Annotated in this window: 15 protein-coding genes; 1 reads left to right on the top strand and 14 read right to left on the bottom strand. The window is 46.5% G+C overall.

Going from position 1 to position 16,452, the window contains the following annotated elements; genetic code table 11:
* Positions 1–154: 154 nt before the first annotated feature.
* Complete coding sequence (gene lpdA / locus AC1DYB_RS04080) at positions 155–1,561, top strand: dihydrolipoyl dehydrogenase (RefSeq protein ID WP_477432671.1); 1,407 nt, start codon at positions 155–157, stop codon at positions 1,559–1,561.
* A 73-nt stretch (positions 1,562–1,634) separates the two neighbouring features.
* On the opposite strand, the gene AC1DYB_RS04075 is transcribed toward lpdA, so the two are convergent.
* The 14 genes from AC1DYB_RS04075 to istA form a co-directional block, all read right to left on the bottom strand.
* Entirely contained in the window at positions 1,635–2,063 is a 429-nt protein-coding gene (locus tag AC1DYB_RS04075) for a winged helix-turn-helix transcriptional regulator (protein ID WP_477432669.1), read from the bottom strand.
* Positions 2,064–2,361: 298 nt separating this feature from the next.
* On the bottom strand, positions 2,362–2,877 hold the full coding sequence (locus AC1DYB_RS04070; RefSeq protein WP_477432667.1) for a PH domain-containing protein: 516 nt from the start codon (positions 2,875–2,877) through the stop codon (positions 2,362–2,364).
* A 184-nt stretch (positions 2,878–3,061) separates the two neighbouring features.
* On the bottom strand, positions 3,062–3,292 hold the full coding sequence (locus AC1DYB_RS04065; RefSeq protein WP_477432665.1) for a hypothetical protein: 231 nt from the start codon (positions 3,290–3,292) through the stop codon (positions 3,062–3,064).
* Positions 3,293–3,344: 52 nt separating this feature from the next.
* Complete coding sequence (locus tag AC1DYB_RS04060; protein WP_477432663.1) at positions 3,345–3,803, bottom strand: PH domain-containing protein; 459 nt, start codon at positions 3,801–3,803, stop codon at positions 3,345–3,347.
* Complete coding sequence (locus AC1DYB_RS04055) at positions 3,790–4,380, bottom strand: hypothetical protein (protein WP_477432661.1); 591 nt, start codon at positions 4,378–4,380, stop codon at positions 3,790–3,792. The genes AC1DYB_RS04060 and AC1DYB_RS04055 overlap by 14 nt, the downstream gene beginning before the upstream one ends.
* Complete coding sequence (locus tag AC1DYB_RS04050) at positions 4,380–5,156, bottom strand: DUF4099 domain-containing protein (protein WP_477432659.1); 777 nt, start codon at positions 5,154–5,156, stop codon at positions 4,380–4,382. The genes AC1DYB_RS04055 and AC1DYB_RS04050 overlap by 1 nt, the downstream gene beginning before the upstream one ends.
* A 1-nt stretch (position 5,157) precedes the next feature.
* Positions 5,158–6,339 (bottom strand): zincin-like metallopeptidase domain-containing protein, encoded by a 1,182-nt coding sequence (locus tag AC1DYB_RS04045; RefSeq protein ID WP_477432657.1) that lies wholly within the window; start codon positions 6,337–6,339, stop codon positions 5,158–5,160.
* Positions 6,284–6,760: a M23 family metallopeptidase gene (locus tag AC1DYB_RS04040; protein ID WP_477432655.1), complete on the bottom strand. Its 477-nt coding sequence runs from the start codon at positions 6,758–6,760 to the stop codon at positions 6,284–6,286. The genes AC1DYB_RS04045 and AC1DYB_RS04040 overlap by 56 nt, the downstream gene beginning before the upstream one ends.
* A complete protein-coding gene (locus tag AC1DYB_RS04035; protein ID WP_477432653.1) occupies positions 6,757–7,164 on the bottom strand; it encodes a hypothetical protein in 408 nt (135 codons plus the stop codon). Before AC1DYB_RS04035 ends, AC1DYB_RS04040 begins: the two co-directional genes overlap by 4 nt.
* A gap of 36 nt (positions 7,165–7,200) precedes the next feature.
* Positions 7,201–9,189, bottom strand: coding sequence for a type IV secretion system DNA-binding domain-containing protein (locus AC1DYB_RS04030; protein ID WP_477432651.1), 1,989 nt, complete (start codon positions 9,187–9,189; stop codon positions 7,201–7,203).
* Positions 9,190–9,244: 55 nt separating this feature from the next.
* The gene (locus tag AC1DYB_RS04025; protein WP_477432649.1) at positions 9,245–9,730 is read right to left on the bottom strand and encodes a hypothetical protein; all 486 of its coding nucleotides are present in this window, start codon (positions 9,728–9,730) and stop codon (positions 9,245–9,247) included.
* Between the two features lie 72 nt (positions 9,731–9,802).
* A complete protein-coding gene (locus AC1DYB_RS04020; protein ID WP_477432647.1) occupies positions 9,803–13,912 on the bottom strand; it encodes a helicase-related protein in 4,110 nt (1,369 codons plus the stop codon).
* Between the two features lie 27 nt (positions 13,913–13,939).
* Entirely contained in the window at positions 13,940–14,695 is a 756-nt protein-coding gene (istB, locus tag AC1DYB_RS04015; RefSeq protein WP_477432645.1) for an IS21-like element helper ATPase IstB, read from the bottom strand.
* A gap of 20 nt (positions 14,696–14,715) precedes the next feature.
* A complete protein-coding gene (gene istA / locus AC1DYB_RS04010; RefSeq protein ID WP_477432643.1) occupies positions 14,716–16,245 on the bottom strand; it encodes an IS21 family transposase in 1,530 nt (509 codons plus the stop codon).
* Positions 16,246–16,452 lie beyond the last annotated feature (207 nt).

Here is a 16,452-nt window from a genome sequence, read left to right as displayed (position 1 = left end):
ATATTTATTATCAAGCGGTTAAAAACTGGCATTATTCTAGAATAGAAGCCAGCATAGTAATAATCAAACATTCATAGCAATTAAATAATATCCTGTAATTTTGTCACAATGTACCGATTGGTATATTTTTTGAATTGCCTCTTCTAAAACAACTATGGAAAATCGATATGATATCATCGTAATAGGATCTGGGCCGGGCGGATATACCGCGGCTATCCGGGCATCACAACTTGGTTATAAGGTTGCGATCGTTGAAAAGTACAGTACCCTGGGCGGCACCTGTACGAATGTTGGCTGTATCCCTGCTAAGGCATTATTGGATAGCACGGAGCATTTTCATAAGGCCAAGGAAGAGTTTGAGGTACACGGTATCGAACTGAATAATGGATTAAACCTGAATTTTGAGCAATTTATCAAGCGTAAGGATGGTGTGGTGAAATCGAATGTTTCAGGCCTAAGCTACCTGATGAAGAAAAACAAGATCGATGTGCATACAGGATTAGGAAGTTTTGTCGACAGCACCCATATAATGATAAGTAGTGATGGCAAAGAAGTTCTCCTGGAAAGCAGATATTTCATTATCGCTACCGGATCCAAACCCTCTTCAATTCCCGGAGTAACGATCGACAAAAACAGGATCATCACATCCACCGAAGCATTGTCATTGCCGGGACTGCCAAAATCCATGGTCATTATCGGCGGTGGCGTCATTGGCGTGGAAATGGCATCGGTCTTTGCTAGGATTGGTACAGAAGTGACCATCATCGAGTATACAGATACACTTATACCCACTATGGATCATGAGCTGGGAAAAGCGCTCTTTAAAACGCTATCGAAGCTGGGTATTAAGTCCTTATTGGGCAGCAAGGTTAAGTCAGCTTCCAATTCCGGGGATAGAACCATTGTAAAGTTTGAGGATCGGGAAGGAAAAGAGCAGGAGATTACGGCCGAATACTGCCTCGTAGCGGTTGGCAGACGTGCTTACACCGATGGGCTGAACCTAAAGGCGGTCGGCGTGGAAACCGAGAAGAATGGCAAGATCAAAGTGGATGGACAATTGCGGACTAACGTGGAGAACATTTATGCAATCGGTGATGTGATCGCAGGCGCTATGCTGGCGCACAAAGCAGAAGATGAAGCGGTATTTGTGGCAGAAGTAATCAACGGACAAAAGCCGCATATCAATTACAACCTTATCCCCGGCGTAGTTTACACTTGGCCTGAAGTTGCGGCGGTAGGTGCGACTGAAGAGGAACTGGAGGCAAAGGGCATCGCGTACAATAAGGGTAGTTTTCCGTATTCAGCAAGCGGTCGTGCAAGGGCGGCAAATGATACAGATGGTTTTGTAAAAGTGCTGGTATCACCGCAGTATGGCGAAGTCCTGGGTGTTCACATTATCGGGCCAAGAGCCGCAGATGTGATCGCACAATCTGTAGTGGGTATGGAATACGAAGTTACTGCAGAAGATATGTACCGCATCAGCTACGCACATCCAACATATTCCGAAGCATTGAAAGATGCCTACCTGATCGCATCAGGGCAGGGAGCGATCAATATTTAACACACGTAACTTCTTTACAAAAAATGCCGGGACATTACTCATGAAACCGGCATTTTTTTCTTACATGTTTTTTTTATTTGCTGAGCTGCGCAGCAACATGTTTTTCCAACAGATCTTGCGCAACTTTCTGCTGAAATTCCGGACTGGCGGAAACCAAATCCACAGCAGGCTTATATTTTTCACGATCAACGGCCTCGTACTTTACGCTCCACTTCATGGCTTCGATCAGCATGGGCATCAAATCAATACTCTTTTCGGTCAGGCTGTAAGTGATCTTTTGCTTATGATCGGGGTCAGCTGCTTTGGTTAACAAGCCTTCCCGTTCCAGCGCGTTAATGCGATCCGTTAAAATATTGGAAGCTATATGCTCCTCCATTTGCAGGAGCTGCCTGAAATTACGCTTATTTTCAAACATCATATCGCGAAGTATAAGCAGGCTCCACTTATCGCCAATGACCTCAACGATCAGGTTCAGGGGGCAGAATGACCTATGATTTTCCATAATAATAACTTTTAAATAAATTAACCCAGCTCTGTTGTTTTACAAGCAGTTGTAATTAACAAGTGGTTGCAAATATAATCTATTTAAAAGATTTATCCAAGTGGTTGCACGGCAAAAAAAAGTCCCTGCACGTGGTATGCAGGGACTTTATATTTAGCCTATATCAGGATCAGTAGGAACTGACATTGTGCATGGAATTTGGCGAAGGAACTGATATTCAAAATATAGAACGCTTGTTCTTAGTTTATCCATTTGCTTTTTTGAGGGTAAGAGATGATCAAAATTAACAAAGCAATTGTTACAGTAAGCCTTCGGCTTTGGCCTTACCGGCCAGAGCTTCTGCGGTATCAAGCATATTTTGATAATAGTTTTTGCGTACCTCCAAAAAATCAATGATGCCGCTGAATGCAATTTTCATTTTTGATTTGCTAACCCCTTTTAATGTGAATTGCGCAGCGGATTGTTCATTACCGGTAATGGTGATACTAACGACATCAACCAGTCGCATGTAAAAGTTCTGGTGAATATCGTAGTCCTTTACCTGTAGGTGTTCCACCCATTCCACTTTCTTATTCAGCAGGCCTTTACTTATTAAAAAGTATTCAGGAGTGATCAGATAGCTATGCGAATTCAATAGAAAAACATGGTAAAAGAAGGCAAGCAGGCATATCCAGCTGCTTATGGTGAATAATGTATGGAAATAATATCCTGCAAAGGCCAGTGGAAAAAATAGGATTAGCCACGGCGCTGTGCATATAAAAACATAGCGGATAGAAGGCCTGACAGGCGCTATCCAAACCTGGTGTAAGTTCATAATGAGAAATTTAAAGGAGAGTAAATAGTGAGTTGGATTTGGATGTTATCCAGGAAAAGAATCGGGCTAAAAAAGAAAAGTCCCGAACGCTCGCCGCCGGGACTCTTCAACCTAAACCTTATCACATACAGTGTTGAGCACTGTAATAATGTGGCCAATTTACATTAAAATTTTTATTGTTGTATTATCGGTGGCTGTCTGACCTTGACCGCATGTATTCGCGGAACATCCATTCTTCGTACTCGCGTTTCATGGCATGGCGTTTAGCACGCACATTGTAACGCCAAAGGAATATGCCCCAGATCCCAAACGCAACCGCAAAACCCGGCCAAGGGTTGTCTTTCATACTTAATGCGCCGCAAAAAGCAAAGAAAGAAACCATGCAGGTAAAGATGAGGTGGATGAAATTTTTCATATCGTTTCAATAGTTAAATTTACTAATTACGTTAGTATATTCCAAGCAAAATTTAATTTATTTCATAGATATGATTGTCCTGCCTGGCCCGTTGTACCCGCTCGCGAATGGTATCAATGATGTCCGATTCGGGGATGCCGAACATGTAAACGGAATGGTTTTCCGGGTCGGTCGTTTTCAGTGTGACATCCATCAATTTAAAAAGCTGCTGAAAGAAAGACTGCGTAACAACGTAATCCTTGATGCGGAACATTTCTACCTGATCGGAACGTTTGCTGAATATACCATGCTGCAAGCGGATGAGTTCAGGGGTTACATGGAAAGTGTAGCTGCGCAGGTAAAGCATGCGGTACCAGGCGGCACCAGTGACGGCAAGACTGAAAAGGATAAAAAAATGCGACAGCCACCATGCCAATAGCAGGAAGGTGACCGCCAGCAAGATTAATGGCAAACATTTAAGGAAAGCCCAGATATAGGCGGGCTTTAACTCGATATCGTTAGCTGGTGTCATATCTTAATTGATCTAAAAAAGTGGAATAATGAATTGGTTTACGGGTACGGATGCCGGTGCGGATGGAGAAGGCCAGTTCAAAGGTATTCAGTGAAAGCTGATCTGCGGAAAATTTAACGCTCCTGTTTTTGCAGAATACCACTACTGTTTCACCCGACCATTGCAGCTTGACCGGGTGGGATTTTAAACCGGCAGCAACCACAATGTCTGTGGCCCTGCCGGTCAGGTCACCCTCAAAAAGCAATGTATATTTTCGTTTTTTGAAGTTGTCCCTGATCCAGTTAAACTGTCCATTTGCCGGCCTGTTGCCAAGGGCGATAAAACAAAGTTTTTCCGGTTGCCGGTATTTGACCAGGTTAAGGGAAAGAAAGGCGATGCAGTCCATGGCCGAACGACTGATTAAAACTTCTGTGGCAGATTCGTTACCTGCGATCCAGAGATTACGGCTGGCAGGGATAAAAAATGAGGCAGGCGTATAAGTTTCTACGCTATCCCCATAATCAAACACGGCATCATGCAGGTTAAAAAGATGCTGCACTTCTAAGGGAACGCCGAGAGCATTTAGCGTTTCGCACATTAGCGCGATTGTTCTTCCGCACGGTCGGTTCGTTCAACCTGCGGAATTCCCTGCCTTTGCTGATTTTGCATATCCTTCACCGCGTTATGATAACCGGGGCTTAATTTCCCGGCTTCTTTAGCATCACGTTTTTTATTAAATAAGGCATTCAATCCTTTGTAAAGAACATAAGATAAACCGCCATCGATCAGGATAGATGCTATTAAGGCAATTTTATTAGATCGGATACCGAGGGTATCTTTTCCCGAGTAATTAAATACGGTATGGTCGGGTAGCTCTACCTGCTTGCCTTTGCGATAATTTTCTTTCTGGGCAGGTGTCAGAAATTCGCCGTTAACCATATCCGGTGCCAGGATCTTTTCCGTATCTGAAACGATGAACTCACGGGTGTCTGCATCATATTCCACCAGTAATTCTTTTTTATTACCCTTGTCATCAATGGTAATTTTCTGAAAGTTTTCTACCTCCCCTTTTTGCAGCAGCTCTGCCTCGTTGTCTTCGAGGAATGACGGTGTTACTGCTTTGCGGTAAACCGGGTGAATGAGCAAATCCAATTTACCGTTCTCATCAGGTGCAAGAGAAATTTTGGCATCAAGGGTTTTGATATGCACATTCTCGGCCTGCAGGTTATGCAACTGCAAAAAGCCGGTGCGGCGACCTGAAAGCAGCGCTTTCAGGTCATCGACATTCAGCAGGAGCTGGCCTCCCGCGGCCAGTCCTATGGTTTCCAGATCTTCAATCGGAAGTTTGTTTTCGTTATAGCTGATCAAGTTCATATTACCTTTCCATTTGATAAGCATTCTGTTCCTCGGCCACTACATCCTTTTCGCGGCCCTGGCCTTGTTCTTCGCCGATCTTTGGATGATTGCGTGCCTCAAGCAGGTTGTTATATAAGTTATCCGATGTTTTGACGGTTTTTCTCGCGCCGGCAAGGTCTTCTACCTTGATGCTCTTGTTTTTGTAAACCTCAAGCACCTTGTAACTGGTATCCATGTAGGCGATCTGGTCGCCCATTTGGAAAGTAAGGCTTTTCTCAGGTCCCACTTTTTGCTCCCTTTTTTGTTCAGTACCCAATAATTTGGATGCGATCTTTTGGGCATCCCGGGCAACCTTGGTGATCTCAAACGGTTCATCGCGAAGTATTTTCTGAAAGTTGCTGGAGTAGGCAGCATGAGGGCCGAACTGGTGACCAAGTTTAATTTCACCTCCGATAAGCATGGAAGCTACCGCCGCCCGCATTTCTTCGCGGGAGTATTCCAAAGAACCAAATTTACCTTCCATCGTGCGGTTCTGACGGCTTTCGTGCCCCGTCCAATGTGCAAGCTGGTGAATGGCCGCCTGGTAGTATTTTACCTCACTTTCAAACGCCTCTTTTTCCGGCAAAAAGATGGCATCACGCTGCTTATCGTAATAAGCTTCGTTACCGCCGTGGATGATCACGGCCTTGCTGTCTTCTATTATTTTTTCAGCTTTTTGAATCGGTGTCAGCGTTTGGCCCTGCTCTTGTTTTTTCAGAAATTCTTCCAATGGCGGCAGGTCATTGATCTGAGAGCCGTTAAACAGGAAGGCCTTGCCTTGCTGCGGCTTTTCAAACTCAACAGTTTTGGTTTGGGTTACGCCATCCACTTTTACCTTTTCGCCATCCGGCGTACGGATCGCCTGGATATCGTTGGTTTTCGGGAACTCGATTAGCGTTCCGGTTGAGCCCTTTTTAACGAGGTAACCGTTAAAGCTGGCGGCATCTGCCGACATCCAGCGCGGGTCGTCATGCCCCTTCATGGCCAGGATGATCTGGTTCATGGCACTGTAACCCTTACCGGTGATGGGGTTGATTGGTGTTACAAAGGCGGGCATGCCATTGTCTTTTACCGGCTTTTGAAACAGGGAAGTTCCGGCTTTAAGTTCAGCGGCCAGCTTTTCTGATAGCTGTACCGGCAGTCGTTTGAAATTTTCGTTCATGTTGTTGATTATTTAGTAGTTCATAAAAAAAATTAAGTGGGTTGATAAATCGCTTCTCGTAGCGCAGGCTGAAATGCAGATGCTCCCCGGTCACCCGGCCTGTGGCACCGGTAATCGCTATGGGCTGGCCAGCAAAGACGGAATCCTGTTCGCCAACTAATAGTTGGCTTAGGTGGCCGTAGATGGATTCCAACTGGCCATGGCTTATGTGCAGGTTGATGCCCAGTACCTTGTCGAAGCTTTCCACTGATACGCGGCCATCCATAATGGCGTAAACGGTATCGTCACGGGCTTTCAGGTCGATACCATAGTGCATGGCATATTTCCCCGAGATCGGGTGCATGCGGTAACCGTAGTAAGAATTGATTTTAAAGTGTTGTAGGGGGAGGCAGATCAGGCAGAGGCCGACCAGCCATTTCATCTGGAAAGGGTATTTTCCAGTTCTATTTTTTCGGACCGATTAACCGCTTCAAGAGTTTTATCCCAGATGCCGGGATGATCCCTTGCTATTTCAAGCGCATTAGTCAGGTCTGAATTTGTACCCATGTCCTGCCTTATCATGATCTTGTACAATGCCTTGAAATCATTTAAAGGCAGTTTTGAACCATTTTGCATCAGTTCTTTCAGGATCTCCTCTTTAGGCTTAAGCAACATCAAGTCTTTGGCCTGGTAAACAGATTCACCACCTTTGGGGAAGCTGACATAGTTTTCGCTGGCATCCCTTGGGTAGGTTAGCACACCAACCTGTCCCTGCTTGCCTATCGGGTCGTTTTTCACCTCCGGATGCACGAGCACGAGCGAGCCGGTTATCGTTTCATTTTTCATGTTTTTAAGTCATTTGTTAGCAATTGTTATTGGTTATCATTTAGTTTTAGCTGCCGGTGGCTCGGGTGGTTTGAACTGCATTACCATTTGCTCGATCTCCTGGCTGATTCTGAAATAGTTTTGAGAGAGCTGTTCATCCCGCTTACCGCCAAAATCATAGTAAGCAGGCAGCGGTTTAAATGCTTTTTCCTCTTTAGCAATCTGGTCCATATCGAGATTAATGCGGCAATTCACGGCAGAGGTTTCAAACTGCCCGGAGTACTTTTCCTGTGCTTCCGCTGCGATCACGCCGACCATTTCCCCGGAATTGAGGGAGGCTATTTTCCCTGCGGGGATAAGCGCTTCCAGTTTTTCGTTGAGCGAGGTGGATGTTTTGTTGCGATCAATAGACAGGCCTTCCCCAAGCTGTTTGGATTTGCCGAAAAGCCGTTCCAGCCAGTCCAGTGTTTCCTTGTTGCGAACCGAGCCGGAGAGCACATTACCCACTACGGCGGTGATGGTGGCTGCCGTATCTTTACCATATTGCTGATTGAACTGGGGCAGTTCCTGCAGCCCCATCAGCACCGCCACTTTATTACTTCGTGCGGTGGCGATCAGGTTTTCCACCCGGTGAACGAATAAGGTTGGCACCTCATCGACGATCAGGGCCGAAGGAAAATTACCCTTGGTATTGATGAGTTTGGTCAGGCGGTTGATAACGATGGAGTAACAGGCCGAATTGATATTTTGCGTATTCGGATCGTTCGCCAGTACAAGGACTCCTGGCTGGCTTTTATCGGAAATTTTGAGGTTGAAGTCATCTCCGCTGAAAACCCAAAAGGTTTCCTTTGTTGCCAGCCTGCTGATATAGATTTTGAGCGTACCGACCTGCCCCTCCAGTTGAGAAAAAGCCTTCGCATGGTAGGCGGTCATGAATGGCGACAAGAGGGCTTTGAGCTCCGGCTCGGACGTTAGCGTATCAAAAATCTCTTCGTAAGACCTGTTGAGCAAAGCAAGCACGTGCGGAAAACTGGAAAATTTACCACCCTGGTATTTGCTCATGAAATAGATACAGGATGCGAGGAAGTTGATGGCTGATTGTGTAAAAAATTGATCGCTGCCACCTGAGCGGTCACCTTTCTTCAGTGCCTCTACCAACCCCTCGGCAGTTTCAGCCGCATCGGCCAGCGAACGAATATAATCCGCCCGCCAGGGATTAATTCGCTGGCTTTTTTCGATGTCATTCAGGTTAATGACATGAAAAGCGAATCCTTTTAATTTGCCCTGTTGTTTCGCCAGCAGGTAATGGTAATAAGCGATCTGGCCGAGGTCTGGAAACTTGAAATCATAGAGGCAGACCGCAAACTCTTTGGCGATCAGCTGCCGGATAAAGGGGTTGACAATGCTAAAGCTTTTTCCACTGCCAGGGGTACCGATAACCATCGTCCCTCTGAAAACATTGCAGATATTGATCCAGCCGCTATGCACTTTTTTGCGGTGGTAAAACAGCATGGGGATGTTAACCGAGTAACGCGTATCAATCCGTTTTACCGGCTGCATGAAACTCTCCGCTTCTGTATTCCATTTATCCTTGCCAAGGCCGGACTTGATGATCTTGGAGATATTGTCCATCGAAAGGCTGACCATGAGTGCACCGATCAGGGAGCAGGATAAATAGGCAAGGTTATACCAGGAGGTGTAAGCAAAGGCTGGCGGTGAGGCGCGGCCCTGAAAAATGATACTGCCAAAGAACAGCAGCAACCCTGCGCAAAGCGGATAAACAATATGCTTTTTGGGGTCAAGTTCCGTTTCCTTTTTTGCCAGCGTACCGATGGAGACGAGGCAAATCAGGCCAAACGTGGTGAGTTTGGAGTAGACCAGTTTCTGATAAATAAAAATACCCGCGAGCCTGGCGAGCGGGTTAATGAAAATGCCCCAGAAAGGGGCATTCAAGTAAACAAATATGGAGGCTTCTAATAAAACAGATACATAGATCGCGCATTGCAAAAACCCATGGAGTTTTTGCTGCTCCCGTGTTTCTTCCATAAACTGAGTTTTTTAAATATGATTGCGGCAAGAGTGCCGCCCCGGCCAAGTGGAATCAGGGCTGGTAGCGTTCGACGGTGGCAATGGTGTCATGAATAGCGCCACCGTGACTAAATAGGGCAAGCCGTTCCAAGTTGAATCGTCGGCTTGTCCCCATAACAATAGAGTGATAACCAAAAGTAATTACACTTCCACCAGGCGAAAGGCACCGGGGGATTTCATCTTTCAGTTGCCGAAAAGGACTGCAAATCATCCCGTTGTATAATTCCATGCTGTTCCGGAGAGCGTAGGGCGGATCGAGTATAATCGTTTGAAAAGGCGGGCCATCCCATTTTCTAAGGAAGGTAACCGCATCGAGGTGGTAATCGGCCGGCATCAATGGGTCAAGGTCATTTCGGACTTCATTGACCGCAAGTAAGGTTGGGCCTGCAAAAAGATTAAGGACCCGCCCTTCGCACCGTTGCTCTACCCAATCCCTTGCCGGTTTTACCGAAAAAGTATAACGGTGTAACGGGCACCTGAGATGTTCAAAAAGGATCATTAAGTAATTGAATTGTTGTGTCTGAATTTTTGCGCTTAAGTTTTCCTGAGAGATACTTCTAAAGCTTGATAATCAGCGGGTAAGTTCCGTAGAGACGGAAATATCCGCTGTTTTTTCCTGGTCCTCGGCAAAAATTTCCGCACCGGCCGATTCCCTTTCTTTTTGGGCGATGCGCTGGCTGATCTCGGCTTCCAGCTTTTCCAGCTGGGCTTTCATCCGGAGCAGGTCCTGCTCCTGGTCAAACGGGCGCTGGGTGAGTTCCAGAATTTCAGGAATCTGTTTCTCCAGATCCACGAGGTCTTTCTCATAACGCTCGGCCATTCCTACCACCCGGTGAATGGCATCTAAAAAATAGCGGGCTGCGATCTTGGGATTGTCGACGTTGGGCGCGCCGCCGTTTTGCAGGTATTTGATCCCTGTTTTGCGACTTTCGGCATAAAGGGAGGTAACAAACTCCACACGGTTACTAAAAACCGCTTCCGAAGCTGATACCTTCCGCCTGATATACAGGTCAAATCCATAAAGTTCCCCGAGATGAAGTTCCGGTTTGTTGAAATCCGAGGGCGACCAGTTGGTATACAGGTCGATCAGCTTTTTACCGACGATCGCCGCATCTGCTTCCTGTAAGTTAGATAACCTGATGGGATTTAATTTACTTCCATCGGTATCGTGTTTCAGCACTTTCCGGTAATTGGCTTCGTCCTCTTTGACCAGGTGCAATGTGTGGTTGGTGTCTGTGCGTTTTTTATGCAAGTCTTCCAGCAGGTAACGGCTGCGGGCGACTTCCTTAAAGTGGGCCGAGCGGTAGCTTTCCAGTTCAGCCACTTTTTTTTCGAGGCGGGTTTTTTCCAGCAAGGAAGTATCGCCGGAAAGGATAGCGATATACTCAGAAAAGTTCATACCGCTTTCTTCATCGATAGCCCCTTCATCAAGCGTGCGTTTAGCCAGTTCGTTGGTTTTCATCTGGCTGATGAATACCTGTTTGTTTTTAAGCAAATTGAACTTGTAGTTATCCAATGATTGTTCCACAGCATAAATAAAATTGCGGACCTTGTTGCCAAAGTGCATTTTAGCCAGCCAGTTGCCCTGGCGTGCGCCACGGCCGTTTCGCTGTTCCAGTTCGGAGGGTTTCCACGGAATATCCAGGTGGTGCATAGCCACTATGCGTTCCTGCACATTCAGGCCGGTACCGGCCTTTTCCGTACTGCCGATCAAAATGCGGATCTCCCCGGCATTCATTTTCCGGAATAGTTCCTTGCGCTGTTTATCGGTGGCCCACTGGTGTATGTAGGTGATCTGGGCAGCCGGAATGTTAAAGTCGTCAACCAACTTATCCCGGAGGGCATCGTACACGTTAAACTCATCGGGCTTTGGGGTGCCGATATCGCTGAAAACGATCTGGGTGCCTTTATGCTCTTTGCTTTCCTCGTAGATCGCGGCAATGTTCCTGGCGGCTACGCTGACCTTATTGCCCGGATGGTCGCCATATTTAACCGGATTGATCATACGCATATCCACCGCCATTTTTTTGGCGTAGTTGGTTGCGATCAGCATCCGGCCTTTGTCCTCATCGGCACTTAGGGGCCTTCTGCCGATCAGGGTGGCATTGCCGGATTTGGCAAATTGCATCAGCCGTTTGGTAAAATCCTGCTGATCAGGCGTAGGTTTGATGTTAACCAATACCTCATCAATTTGGGGCTTGTCCAGGTTGATGTGCTTGGCGGTTTTATAATCCGTGATCTGGTTATAGAAAAGGGCCAGTTCGGGTACTTTGATAAAGTGCCGGAAGCGTTCTTTGGCACGGATCTCGTTGGTGACCGAAAACTCAAAGTCCACCGACTTCCGGGCATAAACTGCTGCCCAGGAATCAAAGTTGGAAATGCGCTGCCTTTCCAGTTCGTTTGGCCGGAGGTATTTAAAGATGAGGTACATTTCCGTCAGGCTGTTGCTGATGGGCGTACCGGAAAGAAAGGTGGCATTCAGGTCGCTGCCGAACCTGTCCTGCAGGGAGCGGATAGCAAAAAGCATGTTCAGCGCTTTTTGGCTACCGTTGATGTTGCCTAAGCCGGCAACCCGGTTATGCCTGGTGGTAAAAGTCAGGTTCTTAAACTTGTGGGACTCATCAATAAATAAGTGGTCAACATTCATTTCCTGAAAGTTGACGCCGGTATCCTTGCGGTTTTCGATGGCCTGTATCACGCCATGGAGTTTGGCTTGCAGGTTCTCTTTGCGTATTTCAAGCCCTTTTAGCATTTCACGGGTGATGTCATCACCGGATTTCTTCACGGCCAGCAAGTCGAGTTCCGTGTTATCCAATTCTATTTCAAAAATCTGCCGTTGAATTTCCGGGGATTGCGGGATTTTTCCGAACTGGTCATGCGTAAGGATAATGGCATCCCAATTATTGTTTTTGATCTCATGAAAGATGCGTTTGCGTTTAGCAGGCTCAAAATCATTTTGGCCGGGTGCCAGCAATCTTGCATTTGGGTAGGCCAACCGGAAAGTATCGGTGATTTGCTGAATATTGGCTTTTAAAGCGATGATCATGGGTTTATGGACGATACCCAGGCGTTTCATTTCCATCGCAGCGATAATCATGGTCAGGGTTTTGCCCAGGCCAACTTCATGGTCGATGAGTGCGCCGCGGTTCTGTATCACCCGCCAGGCGGCGTTCCGTTGTGATGGGTACAGATCGGTGATCTTTAGCGCCTTTCGGTCAAGTCCGGGGAATTTAAGGTGGCTGCCGTCATATTCCCGGAGCACATAACAATTGTAAGTGTCATTGTACAGCTTTTCGAGTAACTGCTTATCCTCATTGGGTAATTCCAACAGCCAAAGGAGATATCGACTTCGGATCGTGTCGATCTTACGATAGGCGGTTTGGATGGCTTCCGTATCCGGCACTTTGACTGTTTTACCGTCCTTCTCAACCGCGTAAGTAAACTGTGGGGTGGTGTTGAGCAAAGCGTATTCCAAAAGTCCTCTTCCAGTCACCCGATGGCTATCCTTCGGATTAACTGCAAATTCGGAGTCCGTTATCGTATTGCCTTTTTTTCCATAGCTTACCTTATAAGTATCCAGTGAGCTATAGTAGCTAACCGTGGTATTCAAATTAAACAGGTCGCTGGCAAACCTGGAGTAATACTCCACTGGTACCCAGCGTTCCCCCAAATTGAAATCCAGCTGTTCAAAAGGGATGTGTGCAGGCTGCACGCGACTGATAGCGGCAAGGCTCCGGGCAAACTGAAGGTTGCCGGGCTCTTTGCGCGCCTGTTCATCGGTTTTCTTCAGCTTGGCTACAACATTTCCCGACAAATAATTATCCGTGGTTTCCCAGTTCATTGTTCCCGGATTTAAAAGTATCTGACCGTCGAGCCCGATTATCACTTCCTCTTCAGTAAGGCCTGTTATTTGGCTGATCAGCGGCAGGTCAACCCTGCCGAGGTCATTCAGGCTGATGGCCAGCGCTTCCGTAGGGTCGTCTGTTTTTATCGCGGACTTTTGTGCAAAAAGCGGCCCATGGAATATGTCGGATTTGACATAGGATTCGCCTTCGCGCAGTTCCAGTGAAGAGATAATTTTAAAGCCGTAGGCGATGTCGTTAAAAACCCGGTTACGGTTGATGTTTTTGTTTAACTGCCCGTGTTTGGCGACAAACTCGTCGTATAGCTTGTTTAGGGATTCCCGCAATTCGGGGAACCGCGCCAAATGTTCATTTTCAGAACCTGAAAGATCGAGGTAAGTGTCCCGGAGCGGAATATAGGCACGGTAAAATTCAAGGTCAGCCCGCTGATCAAGTTCGGTAAACTTAGCCTGTCCATTTTTAGGCTGGCCGATGGTGCCCAGCTTTTCGCCATGAAATACCAGCGTATCCTTAATGTAAAATGATTTAAGGGCGGAGAACGGTTTTTCCCGGTCACCGGTTATTTTAAACGCCGGTTCGAGCGTCGTATCACCTTCATACCGGTAGTCATGTCCGTATTGTTTCAGCTTTAGCGATAAGGCATCCAATTCCTGTCCCAGGGTAACCCCGGAAATCCATTTGGCTGAAAAGTTAAGTTCGGCCACATTACTGTACAATTTATAGAGATACCGGTTATTGGCTGTGCGTTCCGGGGATGATGACCATGTAATTCCGGGCCAAACTGACCAGGGGTTTCGCTGACGTGGAGTATGCAGCAAATGCTATAAAAGCGTTAACAAAAGTAGTTAATATTCCTGAGAGGTTGTTTCTGCTCCGGTATTCCGTTTCTTCCTCATAGATTCTCCCTTCAATTCGATCCGGTGCGCATCATGCACGATTCTGTCCAGGATAGCATCAGCTATTGTTTTTTCACCAATAACCTCATACCATTTACTGACCGGCAACTGAGAGGTTATAATCAGCGATGTTTTACCATGCCGATCCTCGATGACCTCCATTAATGCAGCCCTGCTCTGTGCATCAAAAGGCTGAATACCGAAGTCATCCAGTATGAGCAGTTGTGTTCTTTCGAGTTTAGCAAGTTCTTTGATATACGAGCCGTCTGCTTTAGCCATCTTCAGTTTAGCGAATAACTTAGGCGTACTAGCATAGAATACTCTGTAGCCCAGCATACAGGCCTGGTGGCCGATAGCAGAAGCCACATAGCTTTTGCCGATACCGGTACTGCCGGTAACCAAGATGTTTTCATTGCGGTCAATGAATGCACAGTCTGCAAGGCGCATGATCTGGTTGCGGTCTATACTCCGGTCGGCATGGTAATGAACGTCCTCTACAGAGGCTTTATAGCGAAACTTGGCATACAGGATTTGCCGTTCTATACGTCTGTTTTGTCGGTCGTCCCATTCAGCATCCACCAGGTAACCTAACAGTTCATCCGCTGTATAATCATTCGTTTTGCCCGTTTCCAAGCTACTTTTAAAAGCATGAAACATGCCGAAGAACTTCAGCTTCCGTAATTTGTCTAATGTGTTCGTGTTCATTGTATTGTTGTTTTAAGTTGTTATTTATAGTAATCTTTCCCTCTGATATTATCGTGCTTGGGCATTGGCAGCTCATCAGCAAATAAGCTTTCCTCGTAGTTATCCATCTTGTTTTCAAGTATCTGCTGTATGGTTTTATAGTTATGAATGCCATAACTAAGCGCACGTTGACAGGCCACGGTTAACCTTTCGTTCCCTGCTTTCTTGGCAAAGTTGAGTACCCCGAGGCAGGACTTATAAGCCTGTTCGGGATGCTGTTTCCTGTCCAGTATCCGGTGTATATACAGCCTTACATCTTCATGAATGGTAGCTGCCCAATCCAGAAACTTATCCGGTGTCCAGTCAGCTACAAAGCGGTGAGTGGTAGCCATGTGGTCGTTCTCTGTCGTATAGCCATAAGGGTTTTTAGCCCGCTTATGCAAAGCGATACGCTCATAGTTAGAAAAGATCTCGACAATGGAACGGGAGTATAAAAGCTTCACCCGCTTACCGATATACCTGTAGGGCACACTGTAATAATGCTTATCCGCGCCAAGGTTAACATGCCCGTTCTTCATTACTTTAGCATAGAAGTGCTTTTTAAACTGGTAACGCAAGACAGGTAAAGGCGTAAGGATATGACGCTCCATTTCCTCAAATTGTAATCTCCTGCTATAGTTACGGCCTTTGAGCAACTGGTTATTGTGAACCTCCAGGGCTTCCCATATAACGGTATTGAGTTCGGTTAAGGAATGATAGATATGCTTGTTTAGAGGCGCATAGATCTTGGTGTACATGATCTTTACAGCCCCTTCAACCAACGCTTTATCACGGGGCCGGTAAGCCCTTGCGGGCAGAATAGTAGTCCCGTAGTGGTCTGCAAAGTCCTCAAATGTCTCATTCAGGGTGGGCTCATAACGGCTGCTTTTAGTTACTGCCGCCTTCAGGTTATCGGGCACAATGGCATCAGGTACGCCACCGATAAAGTGTAAAGTGTTTTCACAGGCAGCAATAAAGTCTTCCTTCTGTTGGCTCATAACAGCCTCTACATAAGTAAGCTGACTGGCACCAAGTATGGCTACAAACACTTCTACCGGAATGATCTCCCCGGTCTCCTTATCGGTAATGTGCAGCTTTTCACCTGCAAAGTCAACGTAAAGCTTATCACCAACCTTATGATCCATGTGCATGGTCGGGTTGACCCTGGCTTTCCATTGGTTATAGTAAAAGCAAAACTGGCTGTACTGATAGCCGTCCGTGAACTCTTTACGGTAAGCTTCCCATAGCATGTGCCGGTTCATGCCTGTTTTCTTAAGTTCCTTATCTACGTGAGGGAAACACCGTAACATGGATTGCATGCGGTCTGAAGGGGCGTGTTCCTTGCTCTTGCCAAAGAAATCTTCCAGCTCCTTATCGTTCAAAGCGTTTACCTCTTCATAAGTGAGTCCGCTTGCTTTAAAGGTATTGAGATACCTTTTTACTGTATTCCTGGATGCATCGGTCTGGGCAGCGATAGACATTATGCTGCGCTCCTGGCTGTACATTCTTAGTATCTTTCTTATCTTACTCATGCTGATTATCGAGTTGGCCATGCTTTAGAAGGTATATATGTACCTCCAAAAGATGGTTGCTTCTACAGCATTTGCTACGCGCTACAGGTGGTCAGTTTACCCCGGAATGCCCTGGTCAATTTGCGCCGGAACCGATGGTCAGCTTGTACCGGAATTGGGTGGTCAGTTGCACTGGAATCTCCATGGTCAGTTGCACTGGAATCTCCA

This window comes from Mucilaginibacter sp. P2_A4 (genome assembly GCF_056405015.1).
The sequence above is the reverse complement of the archived record's forward strand: the minus strand, read 5'-3'. Positions and strand labels throughout refer to the sequence as shown.